Annotated in this window: 19 protein-coding genes and 1 pseudogene; 14 read left to right on the forward strand and 6 right to left on the reverse strand. The window is 71.8% G+C overall.

What is annotated here, in order from left to right; all coding sequences use genetic code 11:
- Window positions 1–30 precede the first annotated feature (30 nt).
- The 3 genes from ACIRA5_RS14970 to ACIRA5_RS14980 all read left to right on the forward strand — a co-directional run bounded on the left by ACIRA5_RS14970 (window position 31) and on the right by ACIRA5_RS14980 (window position 5,955).
- Window positions 31–2,421: an MFS transporter gene (locus ACIRA5_RS14970; protein ID WP_403690921.1), complete on the forward strand. Its 2,391-nt coding sequence runs from the start codon at window positions 31–33 to the stop codon at window positions 2,419–2,421.
- Between the two features lie 195 nt (window positions 2,422–2,616).
- Window positions 2,617–5,073: a SpoIIE family protein phosphatase gene (locus ACIRA5_RS14975; RefSeq protein WP_403690922.1), complete on the forward strand. Its 2,457-nt coding sequence runs from the start codon at window positions 2,617–2,619 to the stop codon at window positions 5,071–5,073.
- Between the two features lie 153 nt (window positions 5,074–5,226).
- Complete coding sequence (locus ACIRA5_RS14980; RefSeq protein WP_403690923.1) at window positions 5,227–5,955, forward strand: class I SAM-dependent methyltransferase; 729 nt, start codon at window positions 5,227–5,229, stop codon at window positions 5,953–5,955.
- Between the two features lie 68 nt (window positions 5,956–6,023).
- Here ACIRA5_RS14980 and ACIRA5_RS14985 read toward each other — a convergent pair whose 3' ends face one another.
- The 4 genes from ACIRA5_RS14985 to ACIRA5_RS15000 form a co-directional block, all read right to left on the reverse strand.
- A complete protein-coding gene (locus ACIRA5_RS14985; protein WP_403690925.1) occupies window positions 6,024–6,722 on the reverse strand; it encodes a hypothetical protein in 699 nt (232 codons plus the stop codon).
- A 65-nt stretch (window positions 6,723–6,787) separates the two neighbouring features.
- On the reverse strand, window positions 6,788–8,701 hold the full coding sequence (locus tag ACIRA5_RS14990) for a hypothetical protein (RefSeq protein ID WP_403690926.1): 1,914 nt from the start codon (window positions 8,699–8,701) through the stop codon (window positions 6,788–6,790).
- A gap of 80 nt (window positions 8,702–8,781) precedes the next feature.
- Window positions 8,782–9,000 (reverse strand): hypothetical protein, encoded by a 219-nt coding sequence (locus ACIRA5_RS14995; RefSeq protein WP_054230284.1) that lies wholly within the window; start codon window positions 8,998–9,000, stop codon window positions 8,782–8,784.
- 108 nt (window positions 9,001–9,108) lie between these two features.
- Window positions 9,109–9,324: a hypothetical protein gene (locus tag ACIRA5_RS15000; protein WP_254649600.1), complete on the reverse strand. Its 216-nt coding sequence runs from the start codon at window positions 9,322–9,324 to the stop codon at window positions 9,109–9,111.
- Window positions 9,325–9,554: 230 nt separating this feature from the next.
- Here ACIRA5_RS15000 and ACIRA5_RS15005 point away from each other — a divergent pair, with 230 nt between their 5' ends.
- From ACIRA5_RS15005 to ACIRA5_RS15045, 9 genes are all read left to right on the forward strand, one after another.
- Window positions 9,555–9,950 carry a helix-turn-helix transcriptional regulator gene (locus tag ACIRA5_RS15005; protein ID WP_351438890.1) on the forward strand — a complete coding sequence of 132 codons (396 nt, stop codon included), beginning with the start codon at window positions 9,555–9,557 and terminating at the stop codon, window positions 9,948–9,950.
- Between the two features lie 722 nt (window positions 9,951–10,672).
- Entirely contained in the window at window positions 10,673–10,924 is a 252-nt protein-coding gene (locus ACIRA5_RS15010) for a hypothetical protein (protein WP_403690929.1), read from the forward strand.
- 72 nt (window positions 10,925–10,996) lie between these two features.
- A complete protein-coding gene (locus ACIRA5_RS15015) occupies window positions 10,997–11,311 on the forward strand; it encodes an SAM-dependent methyltransferase (protein ID WP_403691326.1) in 315 nt (104 codons plus the stop codon).
- Between the two features lie 21 nt (window positions 11,312–11,332).
- A complete protein-coding gene (locus tag ACIRA5_RS15020; protein WP_403690930.1) occupies window positions 11,333–12,166 on the forward strand; it encodes a M55 family metallopeptidase in 834 nt (277 codons plus the stop codon).
- 10 nt (window positions 12,167–12,176) lie between these two features.
- Window positions 12,177–13,538 carry a M20/M25/M40 family metallo-hydrolase gene (locus ACIRA5_RS15025; RefSeq protein ID WP_403691328.1) on the forward strand — a complete coding sequence of 454 codons (1,362 nt, stop codon included), beginning with the start codon at window positions 12,177–12,179 and terminating at the stop codon, window positions 13,536–13,538.
- Between the two features lie 10 nt (window positions 13,539–13,548).
- The gene (locus ACIRA5_RS15030) at window positions 13,549–15,585 is read left to right on the forward strand and encodes a prolyl oligopeptidase family serine peptidase (protein WP_403690931.1); all 2,037 of its coding nucleotides are present in this window, start codon (window positions 13,549–13,551) and stop codon (window positions 15,583–15,585) included.
- Window positions 15,582–16,511 (forward strand): LD-carboxypeptidase, encoded by a 930-nt coding sequence (locus ACIRA5_RS15035; RefSeq protein ID WP_403690932.1) that lies wholly within the window; start codon window positions 15,582–15,584, stop codon window positions 16,509–16,511. Before ACIRA5_RS15030 ends, ACIRA5_RS15035 begins: the two co-directional genes overlap by 4 nt.
- A 38-nt stretch (window positions 16,512–16,549) precedes the next feature.
- On the forward strand, window positions 16,550–17,101 hold the full coding sequence (locus ACIRA5_RS15040; RefSeq protein ID WP_403690934.1) for a GNAT family N-acetyltransferase: 552 nt from the start codon (window positions 16,550–16,552) through the stop codon (window positions 17,099–17,101).
- 109 nt (window positions 17,102–17,210) lie between these two features.
- Window positions 17,211–19,184 carry a DUF5107 domain-containing protein gene (locus tag ACIRA5_RS15045; protein WP_403690936.1) on the forward strand — a complete coding sequence of 658 codons (1,974 nt, stop codon included), beginning with the start codon at window positions 17,211–17,213 and terminating at the stop codon, window positions 19,182–19,184.
- 59 nt (window positions 19,185–19,243) lie between these two features.
- On the opposite strand, the gene ACIRA5_RS15050 is transcribed toward ACIRA5_RS15045, so the two are convergent.
- Window positions 19,244–19,600, reverse strand: coding sequence for a VOC family protein (locus ACIRA5_RS15050; protein ID WP_054230276.1), 357 nt, complete (start codon window positions 19,598–19,600; stop codon window positions 19,244–19,246).
- A gap of 181 nt (window positions 19,601–19,781) precedes the next feature.
- Here ACIRA5_RS15050 and ACIRA5_RS15055 point away from each other — a divergent pair.
- Both ACIRA5_RS15055 and ACIRA5_RS15060 read left to right on the forward strand, forming a co-directional pair.
- A pseudogene (locus ACIRA5_RS15055) lies at window positions 19,782–20,024 on the forward strand (NAD(P)/FAD-dependent oxidoreductase); the annotation flags it as partial.
- A gap of 94 nt (window positions 20,025–20,118) precedes the next feature.
- Window positions 20,119–21,987, forward strand: a complete 1,869-nt coding sequence (locus ACIRA5_RS15060) for a transketolase (RefSeq protein WP_403690937.1) — start codon at window positions 20,119–20,121, stop codon at window positions 21,985–21,987.
- Window positions 21,988–22,030: 43 nt separating this feature from the next.
- Here the strand turns inward: ACIRA5_RS15060 and ACIRA5_RS15065 are convergent, their stop codons facing one another.
- A complete protein-coding gene (locus tag ACIRA5_RS15065) occupies window positions 22,031–22,852 on the reverse strand; it encodes a class I SAM-dependent methyltransferase (protein ID WP_403690939.1) in 822 nt (273 codons plus the stop codon).
- Window positions 22,853–22,927 lie beyond the last annotated feature (75 nt).

The raw sequence follows: 22,927 nt of genomic DNA on the forward strand, positions 1-22,927 counted from the left end.
GTGCGGTGGGCGCGACGAGGGGAGCGGTACGTGGGCGGGATCACTCTGGTGCAGGACGAACCGGCTGCCGCGCCGCCGCGGCACTCCCCTCCACCGGCCTCCGGGACCGCCCGGCTGAGCACGCGCCAGGTACGGCTGGTCTTCTTCGGGCTCATGCTCGCGCTGCTGCTCGCCGCCCTCGACCAGATGATCGTGGCCACCGCGCTCCCGAAGATCGTCGGTGAGCTGCACGGCCTGGGCAGGATGTCCTGGGCGATCACCGCCTATCTGCTCACCTCCACCGTCGGACTCCCCGTCTACGGCAAGCTCGGCGACCTCTTCGGCCGCAAGGGCGTCTTCCAGTTCGCGATCGTCGTCTTCGTGGCCGGTTCGGCGTGCTCGGGACGCGCCCAGAGCATGGACCAGCTGATCGCCTTCCGCGCGATCCAGGGCGTCGGCGCGGGCGGCCTCATGATCGGCGTGCAGGCGATCATCGCGGACATCGTGCCGCCTCGCGAGCGCGGCCGCTTCATGGGCCTGATCGGCGCCGCCTTCGGCCTCGCCTCGGTCGCCGGGCCCCTCCTGGGCGGCTATTTCACCGACCACCTCTCCTGGCGCTGGTGCTTCTACATCAACGTGCCGTTCGGCCTGCTCACCCTGGCCGTCGTCACCGTCGTGCTGAAGCTGCCCAGGCCCCCCGCGCGCGGACGCGTCGACGTACTCGGTGTGCTGCTGCTGGCCGCCGCGTCGACCTGCCTGGTCCTGCTGACCAGTTGGGGCGGAACCGAGTACGCCTGGGGCTCACGGGTCATCATGGGGCTCGGCGCGGGCGCGCTCGTCGCGACCGTCCTCTTCTTCGTCGCCGAGCGCTTCGCCACCGAACCCCTCATCCCGCCGAGGCTGTTCAAGGACGGCGTCTTCAACATCACCGCCCTGGTGGGGCTCGTCATCGGCGTCGCACTCTTCGGAGCGGCCAGTTACCTGCCGACGTTCCTGCAGATGGTCGACGGGGCCAGCGCCACCGAGTCCGGACTCCTGATGCTCCCCATGATGGGCGGCATCGTCGGCGCCTCCGTCGTCTGCGGACAGCTCATCAGCCGCACCGGTCGCTACAAGATCTATCCGGTCCTCGGCAGCGCCCTGTCGGTCCTCGGCATGTGGCTGCTGTCCCGCCTCGAAGTCGACACGCCCCGCCTCCAGTACAGCGTCTGGATGGCCATCCTCGGCGCGGGCATCGGCATGGTGATGCCGGTCCTGGTCCTCGCCGTGCAGAACTCCGTGCGCCCCGCCGACCTCGGCACCGCGACCAGCGCCAACAACTACTTCCGGCAGATCGGCGGCAGCGTAGGCGCCGCCATCTTCGGCACGCTGTTCGCCCACCGGCTCTCGGACGCGCTCGCCGACCGCCTGCCCCAGCGCGCGGGCACCGGCCTGCCCGACCCCGAGTCCATCACCCCGCAGCTCGTCCACTCCCTGCCCGGGGCCCTGCGCGACGCCTACGTCCGCGCCTACGCGGACGCCATGCCGCGGATCTTCCTGTATCTCGTCCCGGTGCTCGTCCTGGGCCTGCTCATCGCCTGCTTCCTCAAGGAGAAACCGCTGGTGTCCCACAACGCCCCCATCGCCGACCCGGAAGCCCCACGGGTGAACGCCCCGATCCCGCAGGCCCGTTCCTCCCACACCGCCGGGATCCCCGTCTGCGGCACCGTGCAGCACCCCGACGGGACCGTCGTGCCGCGCGCCGCGCTCACCCTCATCGACATCGCCGGACAGCAGATCGGGCGGGGCGCCAGCGGCGAGGACGGCCGGTACGCGCTGTCCACGCCCGGATCAGGGTCGTACGTCCTGATCGCCGCGGCCGGTGGCCACCAGCCGCAGGCCGTCTCGGTGACCATCGGCGAGCGCCCCGTGGAACTGGACGTCGTCCTCGGCGGCGCGGGACGCCTCGCCGGGAGCGTGCTGACCGCGGACGGCAGCCCCGTGCGCGACGCCACCGTCACGCTCACCAACGTCCACGGGGAAGTCGTGGCCACCACCCGCAGCGGGCGCGAAGGCGGCTATGTCATCACGGAATTGGTGGCGGGCGAGTACACCCTCGCCGCCAGCGCGCCCGCGTTCCGCCCGGCCGCCCTCCCCGTCAGCGTGCAGGCCTCGCGCGAGACCCGTCAGGACGTCGAACTCGCGGGCGGCGCCGTGCTGCGCGGCACCGTGCGGGCGGGCGGCGGCCGGCCCGTCGAGGACGCGCGGGTGACGCTCCTGGACGCCGCGGGGAACGTGGTGGACACCCTCACCACCGGTGCGGACGGGGCGTTCCGGTTCGTCGACCTGTCCTCCGGCGAGTACACCGTCATCGCGGCCGGGTACCCGCCGGTGGCCACGGTGCTCCAGGTGGCCGGGGGTGGCAGGACCGAGCGGGATCTGCAGCTGGGACACGAGGACTAGGAGGGCGAGGACCCGCCGGGTCCGTCGGCCGCCGGTCGTCCGTGGCTGGTCGCGCCGTTCCCCGCGCCCCTCGCGGGGTGCCGAAGGCGCCCCCGGGCGCAATTCGCGTAATGCCACACATCGCAACCGGCCGTGGTCGTACCGTGGGTCGTGGCGGCACAGATCTTGCGGACTCGGGAAAAGAGGGCCTGAGCCATGGACCATGGCACCGAGACGGGTTCGCTTCCCGGCCCCTCGGCTGGGAACGGCGTGGTGGAGCACACCGACGCCGGGCGTATCCCGCTGGCCGTGGTCGTCGTCGATCGCGACGGACTGGTGTCCCACTGGAGCAAGGGCGCCCGGCGTCAGTTCGGCGTGCCCAAGGAGGACGCGGTGGGCCGCCCCGCCGTCGACCTGCTCCCCGTCTCCGGCGCGCTCCCCGAAGAGGACGAGATCGCGCCCTACGGGGCGTACGCGGCGTACGACGGACTCGGCCCCGGCCTGGAGTCCTCCCTCGGCGGACGGTTCTCCTACCCGGCCGCCGGACGCGCCCGGCTCACCGTGCCCGAGCGGGACCGTGTGGACGTCCTGTGGTGGGCGTACCCGCTGGTCGGCCCCGGGCCGGAGCGGCTGCTGGTGCTCGCCGCCGACGCGGACGCGCTGCGCCACGAGGACGAAGAGGTGGCCATCGAGCGCATCGCGCCCGGCTTCGCGCTGCACACCGACTTCCCCGGCGCCGAGGAACTGGCCCACAGACTGCCCGAGATCCTGCCCAGCATGAGCGTGGGTGAGGGCGCCCGCATCGTCTCCCAGGTCCTCGAACTGGGCTACCCCGTCCTGGAGTTCAGCCAGAACGACCGGGTGCCGGTGACTCCCGACTGGGGCGTGCCCCGGCGCGCCGAACGCAAGGCGCGCCGTGAGCGAGCGGCGCGCGCGGCGGCCACCGGCGAGCTCCTGCCGCAGGAACTCCAGGACGAGGAGGGCGAGGACCTCGAGTACGTCGCCGTCCGCGAACACCTGGAGTTCCTCAACGAGGTCAGCGGGCGCATAGGTACCTCGCTCGACCTCGCGCAGACGATCCTCGAGGTCAGCCGGGCCGTGGTGCCGCGCTTCACGGACGTGGCGGGCACCTATCTGCGCGAACAGGTCGTCGCCGGTGAGGGCTTCCCCGACGGGGTGCCCGACACGACCACCATGTGGCACCGCGTCGCCCTCGAACACACCGACGAGCCGGGCCGCTGGGACGACGTCGTGCCGGTCGGCGAGGCCATGCCGTTCCCCGCGCACACACCGTTCTTCCAATGCATGACCACCGGTGAACCCGTCCTCGTGCCGCGCATCAGCGAGCAGATGGGGCACATGATCGCCGCGCAGTTCGAGAAGCGCGACATCAGGCCGCTGATCACCAACCGCTCCATGCTGGTCGTGCCCCTGAAGGCCCGCAACGTGGTCCTCGGGTTCATGATCCTGCTGCGCCACCCGGAGCGCGTCGAGTTCAACGACATGGACCGGGCCACCGGCGCCGAACTCGCGGCCCGCGCGGGCCTCGTCCTCGACAACGCGCGCATGTACACCTACCAGGAGAGCGTCGCCGAGACCCTCCAGGACAGCATGCTGCCGCACATCGCGCCCCGCATGGCCGGCTGTGACATCGCCACCCGCTATCTGCCCGGCACCCTGCTGGGACGCGTCGGCGGCGACTGGTTCGACTCGGTGAAACTGCCCGGCTCCCGCACCGCCCTCGTCGTCGGCGACGTGATGGGCCACGGCCTCAACTCGGCCGCGATGATGGGCCAGTTGCGTACGGCGGTGCAGACCATGGCGGCGCTCGACCTGCCGCCCGCCCAACTCCTGCGCAGCCTCGACGATCTGGCCCAGCGGCTCGGCGAGCACTACCTCGCGACCTGTCTGTACGCGGTCTACGACCCCATCGCCGGCGAGCTGCAGATCGCCAACGCGGGCCACATCCCGCCCGTCCTGGTCCGAGCCGAGGACGGCCACAGCGAACTGCTCGACCTGCCGACCGGCGCGCCCATCGGGGTCGGCGGCGTGCCCTTCGAGGCGGTGCGCGTGCGGGTGGCACCCGGCGACCGGCTCGTGATGTGCACCGACGGCCTGGTCGAGGTGCGCGGCGAGGACATCGGCGTCGGCCTCGCCACGCTCTGCGAGTCCGCCGCCCACCCGGCCGCGTCCATGGACGACGCCTGCGACACGATCATCCGCTCCCTCAACACCCGTGGCGGCCGCAAGGACGACGTGGCCCTGCTGATGGCCCGGCTCAACGGCATCGAACCCGAGGACGTCGCCGAGTGGCGGCTCTCGCTCGACCCGCTCGAGGCCCGTCGGGCCCGCGCCGTGGTCCGCGAACAGCTCCACGACTGGGGCCTGGCCCGGCTGGCCGACCCGGCCGAGTCGATGGTCAGCGAGCTGGTGACCAACGCCGTACGGCACGCGCACAGCCGCCGGATCGAACTGCGGCTCGTGCGCGGCGACACCCTGCTGTGCGAGGTGGCCGACGACGACCACACGCTGCCGACGCTGCTCAGCGCGAGCCCCGGCGACGAGTTCGGCCGCGGTCTGCGTATCGTCAGCACGCTGGCCCGCGAGTGGGGCACGAGCCGCACCAGCGCCGGTAAGACCGTGTGGTTCGAGCTGACCCTGCCGAGGCGCTGACCGAGGCGCTGACCCGGGGGCGCGTACCGGCGTACGCGGATCGAAATGAACCGTGCAGGAATGCGCCGGAGGCTTGTCGACGCACGCCCGGCGCGATAGACCGATCCCGCCCGCCATCCTCGGCGGGCCGCGGTGGCGACCTGGGGAGCGGGCATGAGCGTGACACATCGGTACAGGGAGGCCTGGGAGGGCTTCTGGCGCGAGGCCCCCGACGAGCAGGGAGCCGTCTTCTGGGACGCGGACCCCGCACTGACCGCGGGCGTTCACCTCGCCCTCTTCGAGCCGTACCTGTCGGCTCATGATCTGCCGGTCGTGGACCTGGGCTGCGGCAACGGCACCCAGACCCGCTTCCTGGCCGACCGCTTCCGGCATGTGGTCGGTGCCGACCTCTCGGCCGCCGCTCTCGAGCACGCCCGCCTCGCCGATCCGGCGGGCCAGGCGACGTACCGGCTGCTCGACGCGGCCGAGAAGACCGAGGCGCAGACCCTGCACGCGGAGCTGGGCGACGCCAACGTCTATATGCGGGGCGTGCTCCACCAGTGCGAGCCGGACGACCGCCAGCCGCTGGTGGACGCCCTCGCCACCTTGGTGGGGGAGCGCGGCCGGGCCTTTCTCGTCGAACTCTCCGAAGCCGCCCGTCCGGTCCTGATGGGCCTGGCCCGGAGCTCCGACGGACCGCCGCCCAAACTGGCCCCCATCTTTCGGCACGGCATCGCGCCCGGCGAGGTGTCCGACGACGCGGTTCCCGACTACCTTCGCGCGGCGGGCCTCACCGTCCTCGCGAGTGGTGAACTCCCCCTCGTGACGACTGAGTTCACGCCCGAGGGCGCGCGGATCGAGCTGCCGTCGAAGTGGCTGGTGGCAGGACGTACGGCCGGCTGAGCCGCACGCACGGGTACGGCGTCACCTGCCGGTCGGTGACGCCGTACCCCTTCATGGTGGCCGTTGGGTCAGTGGCCGGGCCAGCCGTCCAGGTGACGGTGGACCGCGACGGCGGGCGCGTCCGGGGCCTTCGGCGCGCCTGCCACCGCGTCGTGCAGGACGTCGGTGACCTCCGCGGCCAGCGAGTCGGCCTGTGTCTTGAGGTCGGCCGCCGGGATCTTGGACCGGGTCAGGTCGTCCAGCCTGCGGTGGATGTCGGCGAGCTTGCGCTGCGCGGTGGCGTCCAGGGTGAACGGACGGGCGGTGGACACCACGAACTGGTAGGCGCCGGCGAGGGTTTGGCAGCCGTCGCAGTGCTCGTTGGTCGCGTCGCTGAGGTTCACCGCGTTCAGGTGGGTGTTCTGGCCCGCCAGCGTGACGATCTGGAAGGACAGTGCGACCGACCGGCAGTGCGCGTCGACCGAGCAGCCGACGGAGACGGCGCCCGCCTGGTTGCGTACACCCACCGCCTTCGCCGTGCCGAGCTGCCGCACGGTGAAGGAGTCCTTGACCTGGGTCGGATGCGCCCGGTCGGCGTGACTGAAGGTGTGGTCCTCGGCGACGGCGTGGCGGGCGACCGAGCCCGCCGCCGCGGTGGCGGCCTGGGCCGGGACAGCCGCGGCGATACCGGCCGCGCCGGCCGCGAACAGGCCTATGCGCATGGCTCGTTGGGAGAGGCCCCGGCTTGCCGGGCGAGGCTTGCGGTGCGTGTTGGGATGGATACTCACATGGGTCTCCTGCGGTCGTGGTTCGGCGGGACGACGGCCACCGGGCCGGTGATCGCCGAGGGCGGTCACGGGGTGGCCGGGCTCGGTGCGCCGGTCGCGCTGACGGATTCGGTCGGCGTCGGCGGATCCGTCGAGGGCGCCGGTGCGGACGACGAGACGGACGGCGACGGGCCGGCCGGCTCGGACGGACCCGCGGACGGACCGGCCGAGACGGAACCCGTCGTGCCCGGACCGCCGCCCGGTGTGGTCGGCTTCGTGGACGGGGAGGCGCCGGGTGACGTGGAGGCGGAGGCGTCCGCGCTGGGCGAGGCCGACGCGCTCGGCGCGGTGGTGGCCGTGGAGCCGGGGGACGCGGCGCCGGACGGCAGGGCCGCCGAGGTGTCGGACGGTGAGGTGTGCGGCCGGGGCGCGGTCGCGGGCCGGGCGGGCGGCTCGGCCGTGGACACGCCGGGCTGGAGGATCGGCGCGATCGGTGGACGCTTCGGCAGTGGCTCGGGTGTCACACCGGACACCCACGCGTAGCTCAGCGAGCCGAGGCCCAGCAGTGCCAGCGCGCACAGTGCCACCCGCAGCCGGGGCTTGTCCGCCGTCGACCGCTTCGCGGCGCGGAAGACCCGGCCGCCCATCTTGAGCGACAGATAGACCACGCCGGCCATCGGGCACAGCAGCATGAAGCAGCCGATCACGCCCATCAGGGCCGCGGCGATCTGACCGCCCGCGAAGGCGTCCCCGGTGCCCACGACCTGGTCGGTGAGCGAGCGGACCATCGTCGCGACGATCCGCGGCAGGTTCCACAGCGCGTACCCGAGCTCGCCGATCAGCAGCGGCACCATGGTGAGGACCCAGGTGGTGATGATGGTCCGGGACGACTTCTTGAGCCCGACGACCTCGGCGCGCGCCGCCTTGCCACGCCGGCCCGGCACCGTGCTGAGCAGAATCGGTTTGATCTTGCCGTAGAGGTCCGGGACGCCGGCGAGGTCACCCAGGATGTAGTAGCCGTCCAGCCGGACGGCCGGCATCAGCTGCTCCAGGATCTCGAAGTGCCCGAGATAGACCGTGGCCAGGAAGAACTGCTGCCCGGTGGCGAAGTACGCGCCCGCCATCCCGAGCATGAAGACGACGTTGAAGTACACCCCGCCCAGGTCGGTACGGAGCCGTCCGGCCCGGCCGATCCGGTAGATGTCCGTCACGTCGGTGTACATGGACGGCCAGATGAGGAAGAGCCCGCAGCCGATGCAGCCCGGCCGTGCGCCCCCGTATCTGCACGCCGAGGCGTGGCCGAACTCGTGGAAGACCAGCGAGGCCACGGTGAGCGCGAACACGACGAGCATCAGGACCGGCTGGTCGAGGACCTGGAGCACGGGTTCCACCGCGCCGAAGAAGCCGAACAGCCAGACGTCCATGGCCACGGCCGCCGCCAGCATCAGCACGACCACCGTGGGGCGGTGCAGCCAGGCCAGCGAGCGGGCGATCCGGTCCGCCCTGCGCTCGTTGAAGATGATCCGGTGCCCCTTGAGGGCGAGGAGCAGGTCGGAGCGCGGCGCCGAGACCTCGTCCTCCTCCTTGCCCTCCGGCACGGTGACGCCGAGCGGGTCGAGTTTCTCCTCGACCAGGAATCGCACGTTGTCGGCGCTGAGCTCGCGGCCGTAGCGGGCGCTGACCCGGTGCGAGATGGTCTCGATGTCGTTCACGCCGTCGATCGCGGAGGCGACCAGGTACAGCAGCCGTGACAGCTGCACGACCTGGCCGTCTCCGCGGCGCGCGATGTACTTCGGCTCGGTGAAGCCCGAACCCTGGTACTCCCCGTGCAGTTTGAGCCCGGAGCTCAGCCGAGGCACCGGCAGCGCCTCGACGCCGGCGCCGACAACCGGCAGGCTTCCCGTGGCGAACTGCTCGTAGGTGACCGGGATTCCCCCCGGCCCCGGCACCGGCGACCCGGTGTCGTACAGCAACGCGGGCCCGTCCCCCAGTGCCGTCATTTCTGGTCCTTCCCCCCCAAGGGCGGACCCCGCCCGCCCCCGGGCGCGGTCCGCCGAACAGCCGTCGTACGCGGCGGGTGTTACTGCGTGACGTTGATCGCCTGGTTGGCGCTGGACTCCGCCACCGACCAGCTGGAGTGGTCGTTCAGAGCGGCCGACTCGTTGTGGGCGCTGATGTTGGCGACGTGCTTGGTCACGTTGGTGGTGCGGCCGAAGCTGAACTTCAGGCGGCCCAGGGCCTCGCGGCCGGGGAGCAGCTCGGCGGACTCGGACTGCAGCTCGTTCATGTCCATGCTCATGGGATGTCCTTTCGGGACGTGGTTCGTTGATGCGGGTGTGGTGATGGCACAGAGGCGGATGCGGGCGAGCATCCGGTGATGCGGAGGCGGGCGAGCCTCCGATGCCGATTACTGGTGGACGTTGATGGCCTGCGAGGCGCCCGACGACGCGTCCGACCAGCTGGAGTGGTCGTTCAGGGCGGCCGACTGGTTGGAGGCGTCGATGTTCGCGACGTGCTTGGTCACGTTGACGGTCTTGCCGAAGCTGAACTTCAGCCGGCCGAGGGCCTCGCGACCCGGAAGCAGCTCAGCGGTCTCGGTGTCGAGTTCACGGTTGTCCATCATGATCAATTCCCCCTCAGGGATGGGCATTTCCGATCGGACGGAGGCTGGTTCCCCCCAAACTCTGTCCAATCTGGTCGGACGCGCTGTCCAACGAGATTGGACAGTAGTAGCCCTGGAGCTCGCCGCGCAAGCGGTTCGGGGAAAGACTTCTGGGGCCGGAGCGAAGCCCCCCGTAGAATCGATCCCGCTTGGAAGAGTTCCGCCCGGCGGCGAGCAGGAAGTGACCATCGGTGGCCAACGCACTGCAGCAGATCATCAGAGATCGCCTCGACCGCGAAGGCTGGTCCTACGGCGAGGTGGCACGTCGGGGCGGCATTCCGCGCTCCACCGTCCACCACTTGGCCACGGCCGAGCGGGTGGTGCGCATGCCCCAGCCCAGCACGCTGGAAGGACTGTCCAAGGGGCTTGGACTGTCGTTGGACACCGTGCGGCGGGCCGCCGCGGAGGCGTGCGGCATTCATGTCTACGCGGCCGACGCCCCGCCCGCCGAAGGCGCGTCCGGCGCGCCGGCCGACCCCGAGGTCGACCTGCTCATCGCCAGCGTCCAGCAACTCTCGGCCGACGACCGCCGCCATGTCGCCGCCCTGGTCGAGTCCTTGCTGGGCCGCGACGCGCGACGCGGCTAGGGCCTGTCCGGCGGATCAGGTCGGAGGGAAGTAACGGCGCCTCATAGGCGCGGGTGAGCGGGGTCTGGTGCGTGCGGCTGCAAGGCGGAGGAGGGAGTCATGGCGGAGGTTTGGCGACCGACGACAACGCCGCTGGGGGCACCCCCTGCTCGAAGAGCTTGGGGGAGGGCGTGCCAGACCCGCGTCTGCGGCATGATCCGCCGGACAGGCCGGGCCTGTCGGGGCGCGTCGCGCCGGGTGGGTGGTGCGTTGGCGGGCGTCCGCGGCTCTGGGGTCCTCGGTGCCGGAGGGGGGCCCGGCCGGTGGGCAATGGCCCGTCCTGGCGGGGTGGCGGTCGTCTCCGGAGGGGGATGCGTCCGCGTCTACGAGGGCGGCTTGCATTCGGGTGATGGGGGGCGGAGTGGCGTCGTAGGGGCGGGTGGACTTGGGCGGCGGCGGTGCTGCGGGGGTCTGCGCCGGATGTCGGAGCCCCTCGTCAAGGAGACGTTGACCTGGGTTCGGTCCGTACGGTCGCTCCGTCGCAGGCGCCCCGGAGGCTTTGGCCCGGTCAAGGGCCGTACGGCGAAGACGCCCGTCCGAGTGCTCCGGTTCCGCTTCCCGGGGTTCCCGGTAAAAGAATCCAGAACGGCCGAAACCCCCAAGATCCGCAGCTAGTCTCTCATTCTGCTCGGGGCACGTGAGCCGCACGACCCCTGTGTCACCCAGGGGGACATGTGCTGTTCGTGCACGGAGGACCCACCACCGCAGTGGTGCGGGGCAGTACGGGCGAGTCCGTCGTCCTCCTCTCCGGTGAGCTGCCCGCCATACTGACCGAGGGCGCACTCACCGAACTCCTCGACCTCGCGGCGGCCGTCCTCGACGAGGAGGAGCTGAAACTCTTCCGGCGCTGCCTGGACGCCCTCGTCCGGGGCGAGGGCGGCACCCCGCGCCGCATCGAACTCGACGGTGTCGTGCTGACCGTTTACGAGGACTGATCCGGGCGATGCCTACCCTCTGAGCCGTTGCCGTGGAACTACTGGATCGGCGGTCGGGACAGCCACCGCGAGGTGCTCGCCCACGCCCGCGCGCTGCTGACCGGCACGCCCGAGGGCGCCACCGACCACCTCGACGCCGGCGTCCACGACCCCGGCGCCGTCATGCGGAGCGTCGCGGGAACCCTCGACGTGCGCGACCCCGCTGGTCACCGCCCGTGGCCGCGCGGAGATCACCACCTTCGTCGAGGGCCTGGACCTCCTCGATCCGGGTCTCGTCTGCTGCGCACAGTGGCCCTCCACGGACGGCGCCGGCGCCGTCCGTGGAGGGCCTTCTGGCCCGGCCGCACGGCGCCACGTAACGTGACACGACATGGAGACAGCCGCTGACCTGTGCCGGAAGGGTGTGTCGTGAAGATCCTCATCAGCGCCGACATGGAGGGCGCCACCGGGGTGACCTGTCCCGCCGACGTGTTGCCGGGGACCCCGCAGTGGGAGCGTTGCCGGCCGATGTTCACCTCGGACGTCAACGCCGCCGTCCTCGGCTTCTTCGACGGCGGCGCCGACGAGGTACTGATCAACGAGGCCCACTGGTCCATGCGCAACCTGTTGCTGGAGCAGCTCGACGACCGGGCCGAGATGATCACCGGACGCCACAAGACGCTGTCCATGGTGGAGGGCGTCCAGAACGGAGACGTCGACGGGATCGCGTTCGTCGGCTACCACACGGGCGCCGGCACGGAGGGCGTCCTCGCCCACACCTACCTCCCCAACTCGATCACCGGCGTGTGGGTGAACGACGTACGGGCCAGCGAGGGACTGCTCAACTCCCATGTCGTCGCCGAGTACGGGGTGCCCGTCGTGCTCGTCACCGGCGACGACCTGACCTGCGAGGACGCGCTCGGCTACGCGCCGGAGGCACTCAAGGTCGCGGTCAAGGACCATGTGTCGCGGTACACGGCGGTCTGCCGCACACCGGCCAGGACCGCCGCCGACATCCGGGCCGCGGCCAAGACGGCGGCAGCCCTGGCGGTACGTCAAGAACCGCTGGTGGGTGGCCCGTTCACGGTGGCACTCGAATTCGACGCCGAACACCTGTCGATGGCGGCCACCGTCGTGCCGGGTGTGCGGCGCGTCGGGGAGCGCAAGGTGGAGTACACCAGCGACACCATGTACGAGGGGATTCGCACCTTCAAGGCGGTCACCACGATCGTCTCGGCCGCGGTGGAGGAGCAGTATGGCTGAGCGGAGGGCCATGAACGAGTGGGCTGTGGACGAACGGGCCACGGAGGAGCGGGCCACGGAGGAGCGGGCCGTGGACGAGCGGGCGTTGGACGAGGTCGTACGGTTCACCTCCGATCTCATCCGCTTCGACACCACCAACCGGGGCGGCGGCGACTGCCAGGAGCGCCCCGCCGCCGAGTACGCCGCCGCGCGCCTCGCCGAAGCGGGCCTCGAACCCACGCTGCTGGAGCGCACCGAGGGCCGTACGAACGTCGTCGCCCGTCTCGAAGGCACCGACCCGTCCGCCGACGCGCTGCTCGTCCACGGTCACCTCGACGTGGTGCCCGCGCAGGCCGACGACTGGAGCGTGCACCCGTTCTCCGGGGAGATCCGCGACGGGGTTGTGTGGGGTCGCGGCGCGGTAGACATGAAGAACATGGACGCGATGATCCTTGCGGTCGTACGCCTGTGGGCGCGCCTCGGCGTCAGGCCCAGGCGCGACCTGGTGATCGCGTTCACAGCCGACGAGGAGGCGAGCGCGCAGGACGGCTCCGGGTTCCTCGCCGACCGGCATCCGGACTTGTTCGAGGGCTGTACCGAGGGCATCAGCGAGTCCGGGGCGTTCACCTTCCACGACGGCGCGGGCCGGGAGCTGTACCCGATCGCGGCGGGCGAGCGCGGCACGGGCTGGCTCAAGCTCACCGCGCGCGGGCGGGCGGGCCACGGCTCCAAGGTGAACCGGGCGAACGCGGTGACCCGGCTGGCCGAGGCGATCGCCCGGATCGGCGCGTACGAGTGGCCCCTCAGGCTCACCCCGACCGTCCGCGCCGCCCTCACCGAACTCGCCACGTTGTACGGCGTCGACGCCGACCTGGACGATGTCGACGGCCTCCTCGACAAGCTCGGGCCCGCCGCCGCGCTCGTCGAGGCGACCGTCCGGAGCAGCGCCAACCCGACCATGCTCAGCGCCGGTTACAAGATCAACGTGATTCCGGGGGAGGCCGTCGCCCACGTGGACGGCCGCTATCTGCCCGGCGGCGAGGAGGAGTTCCGCACGACCCTCGACCGGCTCACCGGACCGGACGTGGAGTGGGAGTTCCACCACCGCGAGGTGGCCCTCCAGTCGCCGGTGGACTCGCCGACGTACGCCAAGATGCGTGCCGCCGTCGAGGAGTTCGCGCCGGAGGGGCACGTGGTGCCGTACTGCATGTCGGGCGGTACGGACGCCAAGCAGTTCTCGCGCCTCGGCATCACCGGCTACGGCTTCTCCCCGCTCAAGCTCCCCGAGGGCTTCGACTACCAGGCCCTCTTCCACGGAGTCGACGAACGCGTTCCCGTCGAGGCGCTGCACTTCGGCGTTCGCGTCCTCGACCGCTTCCTGCGCACGGCCTAGAGAGGACAGGATGCAGAACCTGGCGTACGGATCGTGGCCCTCGCCCATCGACGCGGCGCTCGCCGCCGCGCACGACGGGCATCCCGAGTTCGTCGGCTTCGTCGGCGACGAGGCATGGTGGACCGAGCCCCGGCCCACGGAGGGCGGACGGCGCACCCTCGTACGCCGACGGGCCGACGGCACGCAGGAGCCGGTGCTGCCGGCCCCCTGGAACGTGCGCAGCCGGGTCATCGAGTACGGCGGGCAGCCCTGGGCCGGCGAGATGCGCCCCGACGGGCCGTTCGTGGTGTTCGTGGACTTCGCCGACCAGCGGCTCTACGCCTACGAGCCCGACGCCCCGGACGTGCGGCCCCGCCCGTTGACCCCCGTGTCCCCGGTGGGCGGCGGGCTGCGCTGGGTGGACCCGCGGCTGCGCCCCGAGCTGGGCGAAGTGTGGTGTGTGCTGGAGGAGTTCACCGGAGACGGACCCACCGACGTACGACGGGTCGTGGCCGCGGTGCCGCTCGACGGGTCGGCGGCGCAGGACCGCGACGCGGTGCGCGAACTCACCGACGGCAGCCACCGGTTCGTCACAGGACCCCGGCTCTCGCCCGACGGCGCGCAGGCGGCCTGGCTCGCCTGGGACCACCCGCGCATGCCCTGGGACGGCACCGAACTGATCCTCGCCGACGTCACCGAGCACGGCACCCTGCGCGGCGCGCGGCCCGTCGCGGGCGGACCGGAGGAATCGATCGCCCAGGCGGACTGGACCCCCGACGGCACCCTCCTGTACGCCAGTGACCGCACCGGCTGGTGGAACCTCTACCGGCTCGGGGAGGACACGCCGGTCTGCCCCCGGGAGGAGGAGTTCGGCGGGCCGCTGTGGAAGATCGGGTACCGCTGGTTCGCGCCGCTGGAGAGCGGGCTCGTCGCCGTCGTGCACGGCCGGGGCGCGACCGCGCTCGGGATACTGGACCCGGAGACCGGCGAGGTCGTCGACGCGGCCGGCCCCTGGACCGAGTTCACCCCGACACTCGCGGTCCACGGCAGCCGGATCGTGGGCGTCGCCGCCAGCCCCCGCAGCGCGTACGAGGTCGTCGAACTGGACGCCCGCACCGGCCGCGCCCGGGTGATCGGCGCCGGCCACGCCGACCCGGTGGACCCCGCGCACTACCCGGAGCCGCAGATCCGCACCTTCACCGGCCCCGCCGGGCGTGAGGTCCACGCCCACATCTACCCGCCGCACCACCCCGACCACGTGGCACCCGGCGACGAACTGCCGCCCTACGTCGTGTGGGCGCACGGCGGGCCCACCGGCCGCGCGCCCCTCGTCCTCGACCTGGAGATCGCCTACTTCACCTCGCGCGGCATCGGCGTCGCCGAGGTCAACTACGGGGGATCGGCGGGGCACGGACGGGAGTACCGCAACCGGCTGCGCGAGCAGTGGGGCGTCGTCGACGTCGAGGACTGCGCGGCCGTCGCGCTCGCCCTCGCCGAGGAGGGCACCGCCGACCGGCGCCGGCTCGCCATCCGCGGCGGCAGCGCGGGCGGCTGGACCACCGCCGCCTCCCTGACCAGCACCGACGTCTACGCCTGCGGCACGATCCTGTATCCGGTCCTCGACCTCGGCGAATGGGGCTCGGGGGAGACCCACGACTTCGAGTCGCAGTACCTGGAGACGCTGATCGGGCCGATCGCCGAGGTGCCGGGCCGCTATGTGGAACGCTCGCCCACCGAGCGCGCCGACCGCATCGCCGCGCCCTTCCTCCTCCTCCAGGGACTGGACGACGTCATCTGTCCGCCCGCGCAGTGCGAACGGTTCCTGGCCAGGCTGGCCCGGTCGACCGGGCGACGCGTACCGCACGCCTATCTCACCTTCGAGGGAGAGGGGCACGGGTTCCGGCGGGCCGACACCATGGTGCGGGCCCTGGAGGCCGAGCTCTCCCTGTACGCCCAGGTCTTCGGCCTGCGTCCGCCCGGCATCCCCATCCTGCACCTCACCGCCCAGGAAGAGCCTGTCGCGGCGCCGACGGGATCCGTCCCACCGATCGTGGAGTCCACCCAGTGAAAGCCCTGACCCGTCCCGCCCGTCTCGCCCCCGGGGCCCGCGTCGCCGTCGTCGCTCCCAGCGGACCCCTGGTCGAGGAGCGCCTGGCCGCGGGCCTCGACATCCTGCGCGGCTGGGACCTCGACCCCGTAGTGGCACCCCATGTCCTGGACCGGCACCCCGAGTTCGCCTACCTCGCGGGCACCGACGCCGACCGGGCCGCCGACTTCCAGGCCGCCTGGTGCGACCCGGACGTGGCCGCGGTGCTCTGCGCCCGTGGCGGCTACGGCGTCCAGCGCATGGTCGACCTCCTCGACTGGGACGCGATAAGGGCCGCGGGGCCCAAGGTGCTCCTCGGCTTCAGCGACATCACGGCACTGCACGAGGCGTTCGCCAATCGGGCGGGGCTGGCGACGCTGCACGGGCCGATGGTCGCCGCCGTCGACTTCGTCAAGAACGAGCGGGCACAGGAACACCTGCGGGCGACGCTCTTCGAACCGGAGACGGTACGGGTGATCGAGTCCGGCGGGGGCGCGGCACCGCTCGTGCCCGGCCGCGCCTCGGGTGTCCTGCTCGGCGGATGCCTGAGCATGCTCGCCGCCGACCTGGGCACCCCGCACGCCCGGACCTCCGCGCGCGGCGGCCTGCTCTGCCTGGAGGACGTGGGCGAGGAGACGTACCGCCTGGACCGGGCGCTCACCCAACTCCTGCGGGCCGGCTGGTTGGACGGGGTCACCGGGATCCTGCTCGGCTCCTGGGTGCGCTGCTCGCCGTACGAGCGCGTGCGGACGCTGCTCACCGACCGGCTCGGCGGGCTCGGGGTGCCGGTCGCCGAGGAGTTCGGATTCGGGCACAGCGAGGGCGCGTTGACGATTCCCTTCGGGGTACGGGCCGAACTCGACGCGGACGCGGGGACCCTGACGCTGGAGGAGCCGGCGCTCATCTAGGGCCTGGCGTGAAGGCCGCCGTCGCGTACTGTGTCGGGATGCCTGAGAACGCCTCCGCCTACCTTGCCGAGGGCCCCCGGGTGGGCATCCGGCACTTCACCTACGAGGACGGTGCCGAGTTCACCGCACGGGCCCGGGACAGCAAGGCGCTGCACCAGCCCTGGCTCTTCCCGCCCCGCAGCGTCGCCGCCTACGCCGCCTACGCGGGGCGGCTCATCGAGGACCGTACGAAGGCCGGGTTCCTGGTCTGCGAACGGGACAACGGGGCCATCGCCGGCTTCATCAACATCAACAACATCGTCGAGGGCGGCTTCCTGTGCGGGGCGCTGGGCTATGGCGCCTTCGCACACGCCACGGGGCGCGGGCTGATGGCCGAGGGGCTCGGGCTCGTGGTCCGGTACGCCTTCGGGGCGATGGGGCTGCACCGCCTGGAGATCAACGTCCAGCCCCGCAACGCGGCCTCGATCGCCCTCGCCCGGCGCTGCGGATTCCGGCTCGAGGGGTTCTCGCCGGACTTCATCTACATCGACGGGGCGTGGCGCGACCATGAGCGATGGGCGATCACCTCGGAGATGCTCCCGTCGAGCTGAACCTCCCGTCCAGCCGGACCTCCCTTCGAGTACTGTCGTCGCCTTTGCGGAATCCTGACCGGATCCTGACGAGCGGACACCCTGGTCAGGTGGTCGATGTCGCTGTTCCATGGTCATCGTGACGACGATCCGACGTGACGTACTGACCCTGCCGGTCGCGGAGTTGGGCCCGGACAACCCGCTGCCACCCCTGCGGCCGCTCGACGAGACACACCGCATCGACGACCGCGAAAGCGCCGACCTGCCGCGCGACATGGCCCGGCAGATCCGCTACGAGCCGCTGCGCAGCGTCCTGCCCGAGCGTATCCGGGACGGATACGACAGACGGCGCGAGCCGTGCGGGATCGACACGATCGTGATCGAGAACGACCGGCTGCGGGCGGTGGTGCTGCCGGGCCACGGCGGCCGGGTGGTCTCGCTGTTCCACAAGCCCTCGCAGCGCGAACTCCTCTACCGCAACCCGGTGGTGCAGCCTGCCTGCTTCGCCCTCAACGGAGCCTGGTTCTCCGGCGGCATCGAGTGGAACATCGGCGCGACCGGCCACACCACCCTGTCCTGCGCCCCCGTGCACGCCGCCCGGGTCCCCGCCCCCGACGGCGGCGAGATGCTCCGCCTGTGGGAGTGGGAGAGGCTGCGCGACATGCCCTTCCAGGTCGATCTGTGGCTCCCGGACGGCTCCGACTTCCTCCACGTCGGCGTCCGCGTCCGCAATCCGCACGAGAGGCCCGCGCCCCTGTACTGGTGGTCCAACATCGCCGTCCCCGAGGAACGCCGGGTGCTGGCCCCCGCGGACGAGGCCTGGCACTTCGGGTACGAGCGGCGGCTGCGGAGGGTGCCGGTACCGGAGTACGAGGGGGTGGACCGCACGTATCCGCCGCGCGGCGTCTTCCCCGCCGACTACTTCTACGAGGTGCCCGACGGGCAGCGCCGCTGGATCGCCGCGCTCGACGACCAGGGCGACGGGCTCGTGCAGACCTCCACCGACGTGCTGCGCGGGCGCAAGCTGTTCGTCTGGGGCTCCGGCCCGGGCGGACGGCGCTGGCAGGAATGGCTCACCGAACCCGGCACCGGCGGCTACTGCGAGATCCAGGCCGGGCTCGCCCGTACCCAGCTGGAGCATGTCCGGCTGGAGGCGGAGAGCGAGGTGTCCTGGCTGGAGGCGTACGGGCCGCTCGCGACGGACGCGGGGGTGGTGCACGGGGCGGACTGGGCGCTCGCGCGCGCGCAGACGGAACGCCGGCTGTCGGAGGTCCTGCCGCGGAGGGACGTCGACGCGGCGTACGAGGCGTGGCTGCCGTACGCCGACACCGAGCCCGGTGAGGTGCTGGCCGTCGGGTCCGGCTGGGGTGCGCTCGAAGTGCTGCGCGCCTCCCACAAGCTGGCCGGGACGCCGTTCGACGAGTCCACGCTGGGGGAGCCGCAGGCACCCTGGGTGGAACTCCTGCGGACCGGCGCCTTCCCGGAGCCGCGGCGGGTCGGGCCACCCGGTGAGAGCCTGGTCGCTCCGCACTGGCGGGACATGCTGGAGACCGCGCCCGCCAAACCGCTCACCGAGTACCACCTCGGCGTCGCGCAGTGGCATGCCGGGGACCTGGCGCAGGCCGTGCGCAGCTGGGAGCGGGCGCTCGAACTCGCCCCGTCGCTCTGGCCGTTGCTGCGGTGTCTGGCCGTCGCCGACCAGGAGGCCGGCAACCGGGAACGGGCCGCCGACCGGTACGCCGAGGCCTTCGACGACCTGTGCCAGGAGCGGCGTGACGACGGTCCGGCCTGGACCGCGGCCACGGCCGCGCTCGGGCGGGAGGCGGTGGGGGCGCTGCTCGCGATGCGGCGTACGGGGGAGGCGCGGCGGGTCTGGGACCGGTTGCGGCCCGCCACGCGGGCGCGCGGCCGGTTCCGTCTGCTCGAGGCGGAGCTGCTCCTCGCGGAGGGGGACCGGGACGGGGCGCGGGCCGTCTTCGACGAGGCGTTCGAGGTCGCCGACCTGCGGGAGGGGGCGGAGACCGTCACCGCCCTGTGGACCCGCCTGACGGACGAGCCACTCCCACCCCACTACGACTTCCGCATGCGCCCGTCCTCCGACTAGGGCCTGTCCGGCGGATCATGCCGCGGACGCGGGGTCCGGGGCGAAGCCCCGAGGGGTGGTCAGGGGGTCGGGGAACCGCGGTCGACGTACTCGTACACGGCGCCGTCCGGATGCATGGCGATCAGGTTGCGCCCGGCCGGCGTCCCCACCGGGCCCGCCAGAATCCGCGCGCCCAGCTCACTGAGCACCCGATGCGCGTCCTCGACGTCCTTGACGGCGATGGTCGCGGAGACCTTCCGCAGGACCTCCAGATCGGCCTCGGGTCCACTCATGAGCAGGAAGCAGCCCACCGCCGCCACCGACACACCGCCGCGCTCGAACCGCAGGGCCCGCCCACCCGCAAGTCTTTCGTAGAAGGGGACCGAAGCCTCCAGGTCGTCGACGCAGATCCGCAACGTGGCTCCCAGAATCTCCATGCGGACGAGCTTAGTTGGGCACGCCGGAGGGCGAGATCGATTCGGAGTCTCCTGCGGAGGGCGGAGTGACCCCGGGGGCGAGGAGGAAACACCGGAGCCCCCGGGTTTGGGCGCCCCGACCACGGGGACGCGGAAAGCCCCGTACGAGGTACGAGCGACATCGACGGAGGCGAGATCGTGAACCCGGCACAAGGCCGACGTCACCCTGCGCGACCGGATCGACTGCTTTCTGTATCCGCCCCTGCTCAACCAGGTCGCCGCCGACATCCTGGAACCACGCCGTGTCACCCCGCTGACGTACGATCGTTTCGTGCTGGCCGTCGGCGGCGTGAACAAGCTGCTGCCCGTGCCCGGTGTCGCCGAGTACGCGCACGGCTTCCGCGGACTGCCCGAGGCGCTGTACCTCCGGGACCACGCGACCCGACCCCCTGGGTATCCCGCTGTCAGGCCCCCTCGCCGGAACCGGCACGGGTGGCCGGTTTTCCCTGCGACTTCGCGAGCCGTCCGGAAGGAGAGTCATGAACACCACTGTGAACGCCATGGAAACCCGTCAACTCAAGGAACTGGCCCAGCAGTTGCGTGTCGACAGCGTGCGCGCCGCCGCCGCCGCGGGATCCGGGCACCCCACGTCCTCGATGTCGGCGGCCGACCTGATGGCGGTCCTGCTGGCCAAGCACCTGCGCTATGACTTCGAGCGCCCCCAGCATCACGGCAATGACCGTTTCATCCTCTCCAAGGGGCATGCCTCACCGCTCCTGTACGCCGCGTACAGGGCGGCCGGGGCTATCAGCGAGGCCGAGCTGCTCACCTTCCGCAGGCTCGGCAGCCGCCTCGAAGGGCATCCGACACCCCGGCGGCTCCCGTGGGTCGAGACCGCCACCGGCTCGCTCGGCCAGGGGTTGCCCGTAGGGGTCGGTGTCGCACTGGCCGGCAAACGGCTCGACCACACCGGCTACCGGGTGTGGGTGCTGTGCGGCGACAGCGAACTCGCTGAGGGATCCGTCTGGGAGGGCGCCGAGCACGCCGGATACGAGCACCTCGACAACCTCGTCGCGATCATCGACGTCAACCGGCTGGGTCAGCGCGGCCCGACCCGGCACGGCCACGACCTCGACGCGTACGCGCGCCGGTTCCAGGCCTTCGGCTGGCACACGGTGGAGATCGACGGACACGATGTCGACGCCATCGACCGCGCGTACGCCGAGGCCGAGTCCACCGCGGGACAGCCCACCGTGATCATCGCCCGCACGCTCAAGGGCAAGGGCGTGGAGTCCGTCCAGGACCGCGAGGGCCTGCACGGCAAACCGCTGCCGGACGCCGAGGAGGCGATCGCCGAACTCGGCGGAGTGCGCAACCTGCACGTGGAGGTTCGACAACCGCCCCCGGCAAGGGTGTTGCACGCCGTCCGCTCCGGCCACCTCGAACTGCCCCGCTACGACACCGGGGACAAGGCCGCCACCCGCGACGCCTACGGACAGGCGCTCGCCGCCCTCGGCACCGCCCGTGGTGACGTCGTCGCCCTGGACGGCGAGGTGAGCGACTCCACCCGCACCGAGCTCTTCGCCAAGGAGCACCCCGACCGCTTCTTCGAGTGCTACATCGCCGAACAGCAACTCGTCGCGGCCGCCGTCGGTATGGCCGCGCGCGACTGGGTGCCGTACGCCACCACGTTCGCGGCGTTCCTCACCCGGGCCCACGACTTCATCCGGATGGCAGCGATCAGCGGCTCCGGCATCAACCTCGTGGGCTCGCACGCGGGCGTCTCGATCGGCCAGGACGGCCCCTCGCAGATGGCCCTGGAGGATCTGGCGATGTTCCGGGCGCTGTACGGCACGACCGTGCTCTACCCGTGCGACGCCAACCAGACGGCCAAGCTCGTCGCCGCGATGGCGGACCGCGAGGGTATCCGCTATCTGCGCACCTCGCGCGGGGACACCCCGGTGATCTACAGCCCCACCGAGGAGTTCCCCGTCGGCGGCAGCAAGGTACTGCGCGCGAGTGACGAGGACCGGCTGACACTCGTCGCCGCGGGCGTCACCCTGCACGAGGCGCTGGCCGCCGCCGAGTCGCTCGACCGCGAGGGCATCCAGGTCAGGGTCATCGACCTCTACTCGGTCAAGCCCGTCGACCGCGACACCCTGCGCGAGGCCGCCGAACAGACCGGCTGCCTCGTCACCGTCGAGGACCACCGCGAGGAGGGCGGCATCGGCGACGCGATCCTCGACGCCTTCCTCGACGGCCGGCCGGTGCCGCGCCTGGTCCGCCTCGCCGTCCGTACGATGCCGGGTTCGGCGACCCCCGCCGAGCAACTGCACGCCGCGGGCATCGACGCGGAGTCGATCGCGGCGGCGGCGCGGCTGCTGGTGGAGACGGCGATCGTGCGCTGAGCCGCACCCGCTGAATCCGGCGCCCAGGACAACCGCGGGCGGATCACGCTTCCTTTCGGCAGAGAATCTCTCCGTGCAGGACGGAGAACCAGCCGTCCTCCTGCCGCGCCCACTCCCGCCATGCCTCCGAAACGGCCCGCAGGTGCGCGGTGGTCGCGTGGCCGCCCTCCGTGGCGCGCTCCGCGTATGCCGAGGCCTGCGTGCGATCGGCCCACAGCCCGCCCCACCACTCCCGCTCGTCGTCGGTGGCGAAGGTCCAGGTGTCCGACGTCGCCGTGATGTCCTTGATGCCGGACGCCAGTGCCCACGATTTGAGACGGCGGCCGGCCGCCGGTTCGCCCCCGTTGGCTCGGGCCACGCGCAGGTACAGGTCCTGCCAGTCGGTCAGGCCCGGCACCTCGGGGTACCAGGCCATCGCCGAGTAGTCCCCGTCGCGGGCGGCGATGTAACCGCCCGGCTTGGTGACCCGGTACATCTCGCGCAGCGCCTGCACCGGGTCGCCCACGTGCTGGAGCACCTGATGGGCGTGGACCACGCAGAAGGTGTCGTCCGGGAAGTCCAGGGCGTGCACGTCCGCGACCCCGAAATCGACGTTGTCCAGGCCGCGTTCGGCGGCCACGGCGCGGGCCTGGTCCAGGATTCCCGGGGCGTGGTCGACGGCGGTGACGTGGCCTTCGGGGACCAGTTCCGCCAGGTCGGCGGTGATGGTGCCAGGACCGCAGCCGATGTCCAGGATCTTCATGTGGGGCTTCAGCGAGTCGAGCAGGTAGGCGGCCGAGTTGGCGGCCGTGCGCCAGGTGTGCGAACGCAGTACGGACTCGTGGTGGCCGTGGGTGTAGACGGCGGTCTCCCGCGACTTCGACATGACCGATTCCCCTTCGCGTCGTCTCGTCGGTTGCGCATCACCGTACGCCTGCATGTCGCATGGTGAGACCCGTGT

Origin of the sequence: Streptomyces sp. NPDC096311, from assembly GCF_044763085.1 — a bacterium.
GTDB lineage: Bacteria > Actinomycetota > Actinomycetes > Streptomycetales > Streptomycetaceae > Streptomyces.